General features: G+C 71.7%; 16 protein-coding genes and 1 pseudogene. 5 read left to right on the forward strand and 12 right to left on the reverse strand.

The annotated features are described in order from the left end of the window. Nucleotides 1-53 precede the first annotated feature (53 nt). Complete coding sequence (locus tag ACTWPV_RS33120; protein WP_443154779.1) at nucleotides 54-1,595, reverse strand: DAK2 domain-containing protein; 1,542 nt, start codon at nucleotides 1,593-1,595, stop codon at nucleotides 54-56. Nucleotides 1,596-1,793: 198 nt separating this feature from the next. Between ACTWPV_RS33120 and rpmB the strand changes: the two genes are divergently transcribed. Beyond that, complete coding sequence (rpmB, locus tag ACTWPV_RS33125; protein ID WP_043618345.1) at nucleotides 1,794-1,979, forward strand: 50S ribosomal protein L28; 186 nt, start codon at nucleotides 1,794-1,796, stop codon at nucleotides 1,977-1,979. Nucleotides 1,980-2,303: 324 nt separating this feature from the next. Here rpmB and thiD read toward each other — a convergent pair whose 3' ends face one another. The 3 genes from thiD to ACTWPV_RS33140 all read right to left on the reverse strand — a co-directional run bounded on the left by thiD (nucleotide 2,304) and on the right by ACTWPV_RS33140 (nucleotide 5,994). Then, a complete protein-coding gene (gene thiD, locus ACTWPV_RS33130; RefSeq protein WP_347645294.1) occupies nucleotides 2,304-3,131 on the reverse strand; it encodes a bifunctional hydroxymethylpyrimidine kinase/phosphomethylpyrimidine kinase in 828 nt (275 codons plus the stop codon). Nucleotides 3,132-3,148: 17 nt separating this feature from the next. Then, the gene (locus tag ACTWPV_RS33135) at nucleotides 3,149-4,777 is read right to left on the reverse strand and encodes a hypothetical protein (protein WP_443154780.1); all 1,629 of its coding nucleotides are present in this window, start codon (nucleotides 4,775-4,777) and stop codon (nucleotides 3,149-3,151) included. Between the two features lie 269 nt (nucleotides 4,778-5,046). Next, nucleotides 5,047-5,994: a thiamine-phosphate kinase gene (locus ACTWPV_RS33140; RefSeq protein WP_443154887.1), complete on the reverse strand. Its 948-nt coding sequence runs from the start codon at nucleotides 5,992-5,994 to the stop codon at nucleotides 5,047-5,049. 68 nt (nucleotides 5,995-6,062) lie between these two features. Between ACTWPV_RS33140 and ACTWPV_RS33145 the strand changes: the two genes are divergently transcribed. Beyond that, a complete protein-coding gene (locus tag ACTWPV_RS33145) occupies nucleotides 6,063-6,296 on the forward strand; it encodes an Lrp/AsnC family transcriptional regulator (protein WP_132503568.1) in 234 nt (77 codons plus the stop codon). A gap of 13 nt (nucleotides 6,297-6,309) precedes the next feature. After that, on the forward strand, nucleotides 6,310-6,732 hold the full coding sequence (locus ACTWPV_RS33150; RefSeq protein ID WP_443154781.1) for a DUF3515 family protein: 423 nt from the start codon (nucleotides 6,310-6,312) through the stop codon (nucleotides 6,730-6,732). Between the two features lie 12 nt (nucleotides 6,733-6,744). On the opposite strand, the gene ACTWPV_RS33155 is transcribed toward ACTWPV_RS33150, so the two are convergent. The 4 genes and pseudogenes from ACTWPV_RS33155 to ACTWPV_RS33170 all read right to left on the reverse strand — a co-directional run. Beyond that, nucleotides 6,745-7,839: a D-alanine--D-alanine ligase family protein gene (locus tag ACTWPV_RS33155; protein WP_443154782.1), complete on the reverse strand. Its 1,095-nt coding sequence runs from the start codon at nucleotides 7,837-7,839 to the stop codon at nucleotides 6,745-6,747. Nucleotides 7,840-7,905: 66 nt separating this feature from the next. Next, complete coding sequence (locus ACTWPV_RS33160) at nucleotides 7,906-8,916, reverse strand: NAD(P)H-dependent glycerol-3-phosphate dehydrogenase (protein ID WP_347645302.1); 1,011 nt, start codon at nucleotides 8,914-8,916, stop codon at nucleotides 7,906-7,908. Between the two features lie 4 nt (nucleotides 8,917-8,920). Beyond that, nucleotides 8,921-9,631: a lysophospholipid acyltransferase family protein gene (locus ACTWPV_RS33165; RefSeq protein WP_443154783.1), complete on the reverse strand. Its 711-nt coding sequence runs from the start codon at nucleotides 9,629-9,631 to the stop codon at nucleotides 8,921-8,923. Between the two features lie 274 nt (nucleotides 9,632-9,905). Next, nucleotides 9,906-10,019: pseudogene (locus ACTWPV_RS33170) on the reverse strand (helix-turn-helix domain-containing protein); the annotation flags it as partial. Between the two features lie 142 nt (nucleotides 10,020-10,161). Here ACTWPV_RS33170 and cofC point away from each other — a divergent pair. Next, the gene (gene cofC, locus ACTWPV_RS33175) at nucleotides 10,162-10,800 is read left to right on the forward strand and encodes a 2-phospho-L-lactate guanylyltransferase (RefSeq protein WP_443154784.1); all 639 of its coding nucleotides are present in this window, start codon (nucleotides 10,162-10,164) and stop codon (nucleotides 10,798-10,800) included. Nucleotides 10,801-10,848: 48 nt separating this feature from the next. Here the strand turns inward: cofC and ACTWPV_RS33180 are convergent, their stop codons facing one another. Continuing rightward, a complete protein-coding gene (locus ACTWPV_RS33180; RefSeq protein WP_443154785.1) occupies nucleotides 10,849-12,054 on the reverse strand; it encodes an MFS transporter in 1,206 nt (401 codons plus the stop codon). An 81-nt stretch (nucleotides 12,055-12,135) separates the two neighbouring features. Here ACTWPV_RS33180 and ACTWPV_RS33185 point away from each other — a divergent pair, with 81 nt between their 5' ends. After that, complete coding sequence (locus ACTWPV_RS33185) at nucleotides 12,136-12,342, forward strand: hypothetical protein (RefSeq protein ID WP_347645309.1); 207 nt, start codon at nucleotides 12,136-12,138, stop codon at nucleotides 12,340-12,342. A 44-nt stretch (nucleotides 12,343-12,386) separates the two neighbouring features. On the opposite strand, the gene ACTWPV_RS33190 is transcribed toward ACTWPV_RS33185, so the two are convergent. The 3 genes from ACTWPV_RS33190 to leuD form a co-directional block, all read right to left on the reverse strand. After that, entirely contained in the window at nucleotides 12,387-12,686 is a 300-nt protein-coding gene (locus ACTWPV_RS33190) for an HU family DNA-binding protein (RefSeq protein ID WP_132334500.1), read from the reverse strand. 99 nt (nucleotides 12,687-12,785) lie between these two features. Then, complete coding sequence (locus ACTWPV_RS33195) at nucleotides 12,786-13,025, reverse strand: hypothetical protein (RefSeq protein ID WP_347645311.1); 240 nt, start codon at nucleotides 13,023-13,025, stop codon at nucleotides 12,786-12,788. After that, complete coding sequence (gene leuD, locus ACTWPV_RS33200; RefSeq protein WP_347645312.1) at nucleotides 13,004-13,591, reverse strand: 3-isopropylmalate dehydratase small subunit; 588 nt, start codon at nucleotides 13,589-13,591, stop codon at nucleotides 13,004-13,006. The genes ACTWPV_RS33195 and leuD overlap by 22 nt, the downstream gene beginning before the upstream one ends. Nucleotides 13,592-13,623 lie beyond the last annotated feature (32 nt).

A 13,623-nucleotide genomic window follows, 5' to 3' on the forward strand; every position in this document is an offset into this window, starting at 1 on the left:
CTGGCTGCCTTCACGGGGAATCCCGCACGGAAGGCGCGGCTCGGCGCTCGCCGTCATTCCACGCCGATGAGGAGCGGGTAGCCGCCCTGCTCGCCGTCGTACACGACGAGGTCGACGTCGGGGCGCGTACGCCTGAGATGGTCCTCGACGCGGCCGGCGAGCCCGGCGGGCGCCTGCGCGCCCGTGACCAGGGTCACCAGCTCGCCGCCGCCCGCCACCATCCGGTCGACGACCGTGGTGGCCACGTGGTCGACCGTGTCGCCGATCACGGCGACGTCCCCGTCGATCAGGCCGAGCACGTCACCGGGGCGGCACACCCCCGCGCTGGTGAACGCCTCCCTGTCGGCCACCGTCACGTGCCCGCGCCGCGTGTGGCCCGCCGCGTCGGTCATCGCGACCACGTCGTCGTCGAAACGGCGCAGCGGATCGTGTACGGCCAGCGCCGCCAGCCCCTGCACGGTGGCCTCCGTGGGCAGCACGCTGACCGTGACGCCGTCCTCGCGGGCGATCTCCGCCGCCGCGGCGGCGACCGCCCTGACACCCTCGTCGTTCGGCAGGACGGCCACCTCACCACCCGCCTGCCTGATCGCGGCGAGCACGGCGGGCAGCGTGGGCCTGGCGCCGGGGGCGCGCCGCACCACGACCGCGCCGCACTCCTCGAACAGCGCCGCGATCCCGTCGCCCGCGGCCACCACGCCCCTGCCGGGGCCGCCGCGGTGGGTGCGTTCGGCCAGGTAGGTGATCCTGATCCGGTGCGGCCTGCCCGCGCGCAGCCCTGCCTCGACCGCGGGGCCCGCCTCGGCCACGTGTACGTGCACGTTCCAGAGCCCCTCGCCGCCGACCACGACCAGCGAGTCGCCCATGGCGTCGAGCTCCTCGCGCAGCGCCCGCACCGCGCGGTCGGGGGCGTCCAGCAGGTACATCACCTCGTACCCCGCCCCCACCTCCGCCATGGGCGCCACCCGCGCGGTCGGCGCGGGAACGTCGTAGTGGCCGGTGGACGAACCCGTGATCACGGAGGCGAGCGTCTCGAGCACGATCGCCGCGCCGGCGCCGCCGGCGTCCACGACGCCGCTGCGGGCCAGCACGTCGAGCTGGCCGGTCGTCCGGCGCAGCGCGACCCTGGCCTCCTCCGCCGCCTGCCGCGCCACCGCGCCCAGGTCGCCGGCCTCGGTGTCCTGGACGGCCCTGGCGGCGGACTCCAGCACGCTCAGCACCGTGCCCTCGACCGGCCTGGCCACGGCCTCTCTGGCGAGGGTGGCGGCCCTGAGCAGCCCGGCGCGCAGGTCGGGACCCTCCTTCAGCACCTCGGCGAGCCCGCGCAGCGCCTGGCTGACGATCACCCCTGAGTTGCCGCGCGCGCCGACGAGGGCGCCGTACGAGAGGGTCTGCCACACCACGGCCGCGTCCACGTCGTCGGGCAGCGACTCGACGGCCTCGGCCGCCGACAACATGGTCAGGTGCAGGTTGGTGCCGGTGTCACCGTCGGCGACGGGGAACACGTTGAGCGCGTCGATCTCCGTCCTGGCCTGGCCGAGCGCGTCGGCGGCCAGCCGGGCCCAGCGGCGCACCGCGGGCGGGTCGAGGATCTTCATGCCGGCCCTCCGACCTCCCCGATGCGCTACGGTTGTGCGAGGAGAATATCGCCGCATCGGACCTGGTCCAGTGCTCTGGTTCGCGCCCATCGGGGTGGATCGGATATTCTCGTCTGGCTGGCCGGTTGTCCCGGCATGCCCTCCGCCCGGAATTCATCCGCGGACAGGGCTACATCGACTGTTTTAAGGAGCGATACCGTGGCTTCCGTCTGCGATGTCTGCCGCAAGGGGCCGACGTTCGGCAACAACGTGTCACACTCCCACCGCCGCACCCGCCGTCGTTGGAACCCCAACATCCAGACGGTCCGCGCGGTCGTCGGCGGCACGCCGAAAAAGCTGAACGTGTGCACCTCGTGCATCAAGGCGGGCAAGGTCACCCGCTAGTCCGCGCTTTTCACGAAGCCCGTCCGTTCCCGAGGGAACCGGCGGGCTTTCGTCATCCCACCCCCCTGTGACCGGGTCTCCCGCCTCACCTCCGAAGCGCCCCGCCTGGGCCGGAGGAACCTCTGGGAGCAGGGCGCCGCGGCCCCGGGAAGACCCGGGACGACCGCGCGCCAGGAGAAGCCCAGTGCGGGACACGACAGCCCAGGAGAGCCGGTGCGGGGCGCGGGCGGTCCCTCGGTCGCCTCACGCCGGCCCGGCGGCCGGAGGGCGGCTCAGCGCCCCCGTGGGACGGTTCTCCCGCGCCGTGGTTCACGGAGGAGACGGTCAGCGCCAGCGCCAGGCGTGGTCGACGGGGCCGATGCCGCCGCCGAGGGGGAAACCCCTGGCGATCGCTCCCGTCACGTACTCCTTCGCCCTGCCCACCGCCGACGGCATGTCGTCGCCCATCGCCAGGCGGGAGGCGATGGCCGAGGCGAGCGTGCAGCCCGTGCCGTGGGTGTGGCGGTTGTCGAGGCGTTCGGCGGCGAAGCGGAACTCTTCCGTGCCGTCGGTGAGCAGGTCGACCGGGGCCCCGGGCAGGTGGCCGCCCTTGATCAGCGCCCACGCGGGCCCCAGTTCCAGGACGGCGTCGGCGGCCCTGCGCAGGCCGTCCTCGTCATCGACCTTGACCGAGGTGAGCTGCTCCACCTCCCACAGGTTCGGCGTCACCACGGTGGCCACGGGCAGCAGGCGCGTCCGCATCGTCTCGATCGCTTCGGGAGCGAGCAGCGAGTTGCCGTGCTTCGACACCCCGACGGGGTCCACGACCAGCGGCGCGTCGTACGGGCCGAGCGCGTCGGCCACCGTCTCGACCAGCACAGGCGAGGCGAGCATGCCGGTCTTCACCGCCTGCGCGCCGATGTCGCCGAGCACCGAGTCGAGTTGCGCGCGTACGGCCTCGGGCGGCAGCTCCCAGTAGCCCTGGACGCCCAGCGAGTTCTGGGCGGTCACGGCGGCGATGACGCTCATGCCGTGAGCGCCCATCGCCATCATGGTCTTCAGGTCGGCCTGGATGCCCGCGCCGCCCCCGGAGTCGGAGCCGGCGACGGTCAGCACGCGTGGCGGGGTGGAAACCGCCGTGGAAGGGGCGTTTTGCGGGGATCGCTCCGTCATGTCCCCTATCCAACCACTCAGCTGACGACGCACTCCCCGCTGACCATCCCGCAGTTGGCCGCCGGCGCGCCCCTGCCCGTCGCGGTGAACGACACCTCGGCCGTGGCCCCGACAGGCAGCTGGGCCGACAGGTCGAGGATCAGCAGGTCACCGTCCTGCGTCCAGTCGGCGCCCCGGACGTCCACGACCCTGCCCTCGACCGGGACGGAGACCGTGGGGTTCCGCAGCGTCCCCGCCGAGGTGTTGGACAGGCGCAGGTTGACCGCGTACGTGGTCATCCGCTGTCTGATGGTCTGCTGGACGTTCACCGAGCCCTTGCCGCCGGGCGGCGAACCGAAGGATCCCTCGTCATCCGTGGGATCGGGGGCGCTGGTGGTGGTCGGCGCGGCGCCGATGTCGGCGTCCACGGAGGAGGGCTCGTCGAGTGGCGTGTCCTGAGGAACGCTCTCATCGTCCGGCTCCTGCACCGGCTCCTGCGAGGGCTCCTTGGCCGGCTCCTTCGACTTCTTCACCCTGGTCTTGGTGGGCGTCGGCTTGGCCTGCTCGGTGTGGCGCGGGCGGGCTTGGTACGTGACGGTGGGCGTCGGGGTCTCGGCCGGTCCGGTGTCCTCCACCGGCTCCTCCGAGGGCTCCTCTTCCGGCTCGGTCTCCTCGACGGGAGGCTGGGAGACCTCCGGTCCCGGCCGGTTGGTGGCGCCCTGCACGGCCGCGCACGTGGTGTCCGCGCACTTGTCCGTGCCGCCGGAGGTGCTCATGAACTTGACGCCCGCCACGGTGCCGCCGAGCACGACGGCCACGGCGGCGACGGACAGCAGCGCGACCCGGCCCTTGCCGCCGCTCGACGAGGCGCCGGAGAGCAGCTCGTCGTCGCGGCGGCCCTTGCGGCGGCCGCGACGGTCGCGGGGCTCGTCGGGCCCGGCGGGGCCGGAGTCGGCCGACCAGCCGGAGCCCAGGAAGCCTGTCTCCGTGTTGGCCCAGGCCGGCGCCTGCGCGGCGGTCGGCGCTCCGGCCACCTTGACGTCGCCGGGCTCGGGCGGGCCGCTGCTCGGGGCAGGGCCGGAGGGTGCGTCGAATCTGGCGGTGCGGTCATCGGGCTCGCCGGAGAACCCGGAACGATCCGCGGCCCCGTCGAAGAACGCAGTCCGGTCGTCCTGGCCCCCGAACGGCCCGGACCTGTCGTCCGGCGCGAACGGATCAGAAGGACCCCCGGAGGCGCCGAACGGGCCGGGCGGGTTCGCAGGGCCGCCGAACGATTGGTGGGCCGGGTCGCCGAACTGCCCGCCGTCCGCGGGACGGCTGAAGGCGCTCGCGTGGCCCGACCCGGGGGCCCCCGGAGCCGGCATGCCGGGGTGGCCGCCGAACACGGCCGTCTGGTCGGCGGGATCGCTTCCAGGTCCTGCGCCAGGTCCGTTGAAGGGCCGGTCGGCGGGCGGGCCCCACTCGGACGGGCGGGCGAACGCGCCCGTCGTCTCCATCGGCCCGGCCTCCTCGATCCCCTGTCCCTGAGGTGGCTGGAACGGGCTCCTGGAGTCGGTGGCCGGTGGGAATCCGCCGGCGGCGTCGGCGGGCAGCGCGAAGGCTCCGGTGGTCTCGAACGGCTCGGACTGCGGCGTGCGCGGCGGCGGTGCGTCCGTACGCCGTGGCATGGGAGCCCACTGGCCCGTCACCTCGGGTTGGTCCGGCAGGGAAGGCCAGCCTGGCTGGTCGACCTCCTCGTCAGGACCCCAGAATGCGCTGCCGTTCCCCCGTTCGTCCCCGTCTTCGGATCCACCTGTGCCGTGGCGGCCCATGGCTGCCCTTTCTCCCGGTTACAGTGGCCGCCAATCTTCATAACACCTTCACTACGCCGCTGTCACAACAATCCCGTTAGTCACGGCCTAAATCAGGAAACTTTCACGCAAATCGGGACAAGTAGTCACTCAAAGTGATCCCAGCCTCGTCGCCCGACCTTCCGGCCATGCACCACGACGCCGGCGCCTTCGACCACGCGGCCCACGACCTGCCACGATTCCGGCAGGCGTACCTCTGGGGGGAAGACCGCCGCGAGCGCGTGATCCTCACCGCCCGTGAGCACCCACTCCAGCGGATCGGCCCCCATCTCCTTCGCCGCCACCGCGACGGGCTCCGCCACGGCGAACGCCTGCGGATCGAGCTCGATCCGCACCCCGCTGGCCTCGGCGACATGGCCGAGGTCCTGCAGCAGCCCGTCACTGACGTCGAGCATCGCGCCGGCGCCCAGCTCGGCCGCCCGCGGCCCCATCGCGTACGGAGGTGACGGCCTGCGGTGCGCGGCCACGACCTCCTCCAAGGCCGGGGAGCCGGCCGGCAGGCCCTCCTCCAGCAGCGCCCATCCGGCGGCCGCGTACCCGAGCCGGCCCGTCACCGCCACCACGTGCCCGGGCCTGGCCCCCGAGCGGAGCACGGGAGCGCGCCCCTGCAGATCGCCCAGCGCGGTCACCCCGATGACGACCTGGTCACACCGGGTGACGTCACCTCCGGCCACGCTGGCGCCGACCACGGCGCACTCGTCGCGGAACCCGTCGGTCAGCTCGTCGAGCCAGGCCAGGGGCAGGTCGGCGGGGATGCCGAGCCCCACCACGATCGAGGTGGGGACAGCGCCCATGGCCGCCACGTCGGCGAGGTTCTGGGCCGCGGCCTTGCGGCCCACGTCATAGCCGCCGGACCAGTCGCGGCGGAAGTGCCGGCCCTCCAGCAGCAGGTCGGTCGAGACCGCGACACGCCTGTCGGGCGCGGCCACCACGGCGGCGTCGTCACCCGGCCCCACCATCACCGCCGCACCCTGGGGAAGGCGTGCGGTAATACGATTTACCACACCGAATTCGCCGAGATCTCCGACTGTGATGACGCACCTCCTGACGCACACAGGGTACGGTTACCCATCGGCGTGATCCAATCGCCCGGGAGGACGTAATGGTGCAGGCCTACATCCTTATTCAGACCGAGGTAGGCAAGGCCGCCGCCGTGGCCCACGAGATTTCCGGCATTCCCGGGGTCACTCAGGCGGAAGACGTGACAGGGCCCTACGACGTGATCGTGCGCGCCGAGGCCAACAACGTCGACGAGCTGGGCAAGCTCGTCGTCGCGCAGATTCAGGCGGTGGAAGGGATCACTCGTACCCTGACGTGTCCGATCGTCCACATCTGAAGGCAGTCGTCGCATGCGTGCCGCCGCCGTCCTGCTCGTTCTGCTGACGCTCGCCGGGTGCGGCACGGTGCAGGTCGATCCGCCCACGCCGCAGGGGGAAGCGGTGGCCGCGTGCGACAAGCTGGCCGGGCTGCTGCCCGAGACCCTCGACGGTGACGAGCGCGGCACGTCCACGCCTGAGTCACCGTACGTCGCCGTGTGGGGGGAAGGAACCATCGCGCTGCGCTGCGGGGTGGGCCGCCCGGCAAGGATGGCGCCCACCGACCAGCTCCAGGAGATCGGCGGCGTGGGCTGGTTCGCCGATCCGGAAAGGCCCACGTTGTTCACCGCGGTGACCGACACCGCGTACGTCGAGGTCACCGTCGGAGGCGAGCACGTGCCGGCCGAGGTGCTCGCGGACCTGTCGAAACCGATAGCCAGGACGTCGGCCCGCTGACCGTGCGATCGTTCAGCGAAGCCCCGCCGGCCGGGCCAGCGCGAGCTGGATGAGCCGGTCGACCAGCGCCGGGTAGGGCAGGCCCGAGGCGGCCCAGAGCTGCGGCGCCACCGACAACGACGTGAACCCCGGCATGGTGTTGATCTCGTTGAAGACGAGCCCGCCCTCGGGCGTGTAGAAGAAGTCGGCCCGCGCGAGCCCTTCGCAGTCGAGCGCCTCGAACGCGCGCACGGCCATCGCCCGAAGCTCCTCGGCCGTCTCGGCCGGGATGTCGGCGGGCACGGTCAGCGACATCTGGTCGGGATAGTATTTCGCCTCGAAGTCGAAGAACTCCTGCCCGCCCTCGACCCTGACCTCCCCGGGGATCGACGCGGCGGCCGGCTCGTCACCGGGCGACTCCAGCACCGCGCACTCGATCTCGCGGCCAGCGATGGCGGCCTCGATGAGCACCTTGGGGTCGTGCTGCCTGGCGGCCTCCACCGCCGCCTCCAGCTGGGACCGGTCGGACGCCTTGGAGATGCCCTGCGAGGAACCGGCCCTCGCGGGCTTGACGAACACCGGGAAACCGAGCGCCTCGGCCTCCTTGACCACGCGCTCCCGGTCGAGCCGCCAGTCGCGGTCGCGGACGACGACGTGACGGCCGACGGGCAGCCCCGCGGCGGCCATCACGGTCTTCATGTGAGCCTTGTCCATGCCGACGGCGCTGGCCAGCACGCCCGAGCCGACGTAACGCACACCGGCCATCTCCAGCAGGCCCTGGATCGTGCCGTCCTCCGCGAACGGCCCGTGCATCACCGGGAACACCACGTCGACCGAGCCGAGCTCCACGGGGATGCTGCCCGGATCGTAGGCCACCAGCGCGTTGCCACCCGACGGCAGCGCCAGCGCCGCGCCCGCGCCGTCGACGACCGGAAGCTCGCCCGACTCGATGGCGAACCGCTGGTCGGACGTGGCCAGCACCCACCTGCCGTCCTGGGCGATCCCGATGGGGATCACCTCATATTTGCTCCTGTCGATCGCATCCAGAACGCTGCCCGCGCCCATCAGGGACACGGCGTGCTCAGAATTGCGACCTCCGAAAACGACGGCGACGCGTGGCTTGCTCATGGTGTCCGAATCTACCGGGGTGTCCCTGTCACAGCGAGCTGAGCACGCCGCAATCAGGCCTTTCTCTTATACGCCGTAACGCTCGGGTTTGGGCGAGCGCGACATCAGCAACATGCCCGCCTCCGCCGGCGACATGCCGTCGTGCACCACTCCGACGACGACCTCGGTGATCGGCATCTCCACGTCGTGCTTCCTGGCCAGCTCCAGCACGGACTCGCAGGACTTCACGCCCTCCGCCGTCTGCTTGGTGGCGGCGACGACCTCGTCGAGCGTCATGCCCCTGCCGAGGTTCTCGCCGAACGTACGGTTACGCGACAGCGGCGACGTGCACGTGGCCACGAGATCACCCATCCCGGCCAGCCCCGCGAACGTGTGCGCGTCGGCGCCGAGCGCCGCACCCAGCCGGGAGATCTCCGCCAGCCCTCTGGTGATGAGCATGGCGCTGACGTTGTCGCCCATGCCCATGCCCGCCGAGACGCCGACGGCCAGCGCGATAACGTTCTTCACCGCGCCGCCCAGCTCCACGCCGACGACGTCGGGATTGGTGTACGGGCGGAACCAAGGCGGCAGGTGGCAGGCCGACTGGAGACGGGCGGCGACGGACTCGTCGGCGCATGCGACGACGGTGGCGGCGGGCTGGCGCATGGCGATCTCCTTGGCCAGGTTGGGCCCGGAGATGACCGCGACGCGCTCTTCCGGCACCTCGGCGACCTCACGGATCACCTCGCTCATCCGCTTGGTCGTGCCCAGCTCGATGCCCTTCATCAGGCTGACCAGCACCGCACGGGGCGGGAGGTGCTCGCGCCAGCGGGCCAGATTGGGCCGCAACTGCTGCGACGGCACGGCCAGCACCACGAAGTCGGCCCCGTCGAGGGCCCGCGCGGCGTCGGTCGTGGCGCGCAGCGTGGCCGGCAACTCGATGCCCGGCAGATAGTCGGGGTTGCCATGATCACGGTCGATCGCCTCGACCAGCTCTTGCCTGCGCCCCCACAGCGTGACCTCGTTGCCGGCCTCCGCCAGAATCATGGCGAACGTCGTGCCCCACGAGCCCGTGCCGAAAACGGCCACCTTTGTCATGCCATCACCGTCCGGCGGGATCGTAGGGGGTTTCCGGCGCCTTCTCGCCACGCAGCTCCGCGAGCTGCACGGTGATCGCCGCCATGATGTCGGCCGTCGCCTCGCGCAGCACGGCCGCGTGCGGTGGCCGGCCCGCGTACTTCGACAGATCGACCGGCGGACCCACGCTCACGCGGAACGTCTTGCGCGGGAACAGCCTGAGCTTCTTCTCCCCGTAGGGGAGCAGCTCATGCGCGCCCCAGTGGGCGACCGGGATGACGGGCGCGCCGCTCTGCAACGCCAGCCGGGCGGCACCCGTCTTGCCCACCATGGGCCACAGGCCGGGGTCGCGCGTGCAGGTGCCCTCCGGGTAGAACATGATCGCGCACCCGTCGGCGAGCCGCTCGGCCGAGACCTGCAACGATCTGGCCGCCTCGTTGCTGCCGCGGTCGACCGGGATGGCCAGCAGCGCCGCCACGGCCCGGCCCAGGAACGGCACTCTGAACAGCGCGGACTTGGCGAGGATTACCGGCCAGCGCCCGTTGTTGTAGAGGAAGTGCGACAGCAGAACAGGGTCGGCCCAGGAGAGATGGTTGGTCGCGATGATCACGCCGCCGGTGCGGGGAATGCGCTCCCCGCCGCGCCAGTCCTTCCTGACCAGGAGCCGGGAGAGCGGTTTCACCACGACTACGGCCAGGGTTTCCCAGAAACGCGACGGTCGCGTGGGGCGGCTCATGGTCTCCTCCAACACCTGCGGGATGCGCCCCAAGTCTCCCTGCTGGCTGCTCGGGATGTCGAGGTGGGGGGTGCGGGGGCGCGACGCTCAAGGTTCCGGCTTCCTCCCCACGCCTAGCGGCGGGGGATTCCCACCTTCACCGCGACGTTCTTCACACCGAACTCCACCCCGGCCACGGCGCCCGCGGCCGGGCCCGGCCGGGACCGCGAACCTGCACGGCGAGCAGGACGTGCCGGCGGCCGTGGGGACCGAGGGAGACGGTCACCGTGGACGGGTGCCGCCAGGCGAGTGTCCGGTTCCACACCGCGCGGACGCACCCGAACGTGCGACCGAGCACCGCCGCCTGCTCGGGACCCGGGTAGGCCCGACACTTGTCCGCCGTCCGCACACCCGGGATCTTAGCGGGCAGAGCCGCTCCTGCTTAATCGTGCTCCGCCTAGATGGCGAACTGACGTTCCCCGCGCCACCACGCGGCGGATCCGCTTTCCTCCCCGCGGCCGAAGCCGGGGGTCTCCAGCGAAGGAGCAGCATTGACGAGCATCCGGTGGTCACTGGTGATTCCGGTGAAGACGCTGGTCGCGGCGAAAACCCGGCTCGCCGCGGCGACAGGGCCGCACCGCACCAGGCTGGCCGTGGCCGTCGCCTGCGACACCGTGGCGGCGGCGCTCTCGTGCCCGCGGGTGGCGAGGGTGATCGTGGTGACCGCCGACCCGGCCGCCGCGGGCCCCCTCGCCGGGCTCGGCGCCGAGGTCGTGCACGACCCCGATCGCGGGCTGAACACCGCGCTCCGCACCGGAGCCGCCCACGCCGTACGCGTCGCGCCCGGCGACGCGGTGGGCGCGCTCCAGGCCGACCTGCCCGCCCTGCGGCCGGCCGAACTCGGCCTGGCGCTGGAGGCGGCGGCCGAGTTCGACCAGGCGTTCGTGCCCGACGCGCTCGACGTGGGGACGACCTTCTACGGAGTGCTTCCCGGGACGCCGTTCACCCCCAGGTTCGGCGGGGAGTCGCGGGCCAAGCACCTGGCCACCGGGGCCAAGGAGCTGGCCGTGCCGGGGATCGACTCGGTGCGCCGCGACGTCGACACACCCGACGACCTGCGCGCGGCCGTCGCCCTCGGGCTCGGCAGGCACACCGCGGCGGTGGTCAAGGAGCTGTGGCCGGGCACATGAATGTGGCGTGCTGGCCGGAGCGGCGCCGGGCACATGACCGGGCGGTCGTCAGGGAGTGGCGGCCGTCCTCATGATGGCGGGCGCGGTGACCACCGCCAGGTGCGACAGGCCCAGCAGGGCGATGCCCGCGGCGAAGACCGCGTACCCGCCGAGCCACTCCCCCAGCGCGCCGCCGGCCAGCCCGCCCAGCGGCACGACGCCCCACATGAGGAAACGCATGCTGGCGTTGACCCGGCCGAGCAGGTGTCCAGGGGTGATGCGCTGGCGGTAGCTGAGCTGGGCGATGCCGAAGATCGCGCCGGCCACGCCGAACAACGACGCGGCCACCGGGAAGACCAGCAGCCGCCAGCCAGGGCCGGTGGCCAGCGCGGGCAGGTAGAGCACGGTGGCCAGCGCCGCGGAGCCGTACAGGGTGCGGCCGGTCCCGAAGCGGGCCGTGACGCGGGCCACCAGCGCGGCGCCCGCCAGGGAGCCCACGGCGGCGGCCGACAGCAGCAGGCCGTACTGCGCGGAGCCGACGCCGAGCTCCTTGACCAGGTAGAGGGGCAGGCCGACGAGGCAGATGGAGTTGGCGGTCATGGCCAGCGCGCCGCCCGCCGCGATCCTGCGCAGCACGGGCTCGCCCATGACGAATCTCAGGCCCTCCACGACCTCGTGGCGCAGGGACCGTTCGCTCCGCCGCACCGTCTCCTCCGCCCGCACGCCTGCCAGCAGGAGCGCTGAGACGAGATAGCTGACGGCGTCGGCGAGGAGAGCGATCGGGGCGGTGAGCGCCGCCACCGCCCAGCCGCCGACGCCTGGCCCGGCGAGCAGGGAGACGTTCTTGGTGATCTCGAGTACGCCGTTGCCACGTTCGAGCCGCTCCTTGGGCACGATGGCGGGCAGCAGGCTCATATGGGCGACGTCGAAGAACACCGTGCCGGCGCCGAGCACCAGCGCGACGACGTAGAGCTGGGGCAGCGTGAGCACGCCCAGCCAGGCGGCCACGGGGACCGAAAGGAGCGCCACTCCGCGTACGACATCGGCCCAGATGACGATCGGGCGGCGCCGCGACCGGTCCACCCACACGCCGGCGGGCAACCCGATCAGGAGGAACGCGAGCATCTGGGCGGCCGACAGCAGGCCGAGATCGAAGGCGCCGGCGTCGAGCGTGAACAGCGCGGTCAGCGGCAGGGCCACCACGGTGACCTGGGTGCCCATCTGGGTGATGCCGTTGGCCCAGGCGAACAGCGCGAAGTCACCTCGATGTCTCATGACGGGCGATCCTCGCGACCTGCGCGGGCGGAGACAAACGATTATTGGACCGCCTGGCGTGGCCGCCTTAGGCTGGTCCTCGTGCAGGCGACGGTGCGGAGTTACGACGAGGCCACCCGCTCTGGCACGGTGTTCCTCGACGACGGGACGGTGCTGGAGTTCGGCACGCCCGCCTTCGACGCGGGGCCGCTGCGGCTGCTGCGCTCGGGGCAGCGGGTCAATCTCGCGATGTCCGGAGGCGAGATCACTTACATCACGCTCTCCACTTTCCCGGTGCCCGGTGCTTAAATGCGGACGCCCGGGCCGGACGGCCCGGGCGTGGTCCGCTGAGTTTACTTTTTCTTGCCGATTTTCTTGCCGCCTTCGTTCACCAGCTCTTTGAAATCGGAGCCGGGACGGAACTTCGGCGCCCAGCTCTCCGCGACGTTGATTTCCGCACCGGTCGACGGATTGCGCGCCGTGCGGGCGGGCTTGTTCACCATCTCGAACGCGCCGAAGCCCGTGATCGAGACCTTGTCGCCGCTGGCCACGGCCTTCTGGATGGCGTCGACGACCGCGTTCACGGCCTCGGTGGCCGTCTTCCTGTCGCCCACCCGATCCGCGATGGCCTCGACGAGTTCACGCTTGTTCATGAAAGTCCTGCTCCCCCAGTTACGGCTCGGGGCTCCAGTTTACGTGTTTGACGGAGAAACCCCTTACGGGCTCGAAAGTAGGCGGGATCGCAGGGGAACTCAATCACCGGGCGCGTTTTCCGCACTTCGTGGCGTGTCGGGAAGCTCGTCAAGCGAGGCCAGAAACGCGTCGAGGCGCAGCGCAGCCCTTTTCCGATCGTGCTTCGCAAGGTCACAAATCGACAGATAGCGGCGCGCTATCCGTTCCTTGTCGGCGGCGGGGAGCATGCGGACGCGGCGGTGCGCCTCGCGCAACCGCCGCGCCAGCTCGTCGTCTTCTAGACGGTCGTCGGCAGCCATGGCTGCCGACCATTCTCGTATGCCGCCACGTCGCCGGCGTGACGCAGGGTCAGCCCGATGTCGTCGAGGCCCTCCATGAGCCGCCAGCGGGTGTAGTCGTCGATCTCGAAAGCGATGACCTCGTCCGCCCAGCGGACCTGGCGTTCCCGCAGGTCGACGGTGATCTCGAGCTTCGGGTCGGCCTCGACCGCCGACTGCAGGTCCGCCACCTTGTCGCCGGGCAGGACGACCGGCAGCAGGCCCATCTTGGTGGAGTTGTTGCGGAAGATGTCGCCGAACCTGGCGGCGATCACGACGCGGAACCCGTACTGCTGGAGCGCCCAGACGGCGTGTTCGCGCGAGGAGCCGGTGCCGAAGTCGGGGCCGGAGACCAGGATCGAGGCGCCCTCGTGGGCGGCGTCGTTGAGGACGAACTCGGGGTCCTCACGCCAGGCCGCGAACAGGCCCTTCTCGAAGCCGGTGCGGCTGACCTGCTTGAGCCAGACGGCCGGGATGATCTGGTCGGTGTCGACGTTGCTGCGGCGCAGCGGCACCGCCGTGCCGGTGTGGGTGGTGAAGGCTTCCATCGATTTTCCTTACGGGTCTACAGGTCTGAAGG

This window comes from Nonomuraea sp. KM88 (assembly GCF_052245635.1).
Taxonomy (GTDB): domain Bacteria; phylum Actinomycetota; class Actinomycetes; order Streptosporangiales; family Streptosporangiaceae; genus Nonomuraea.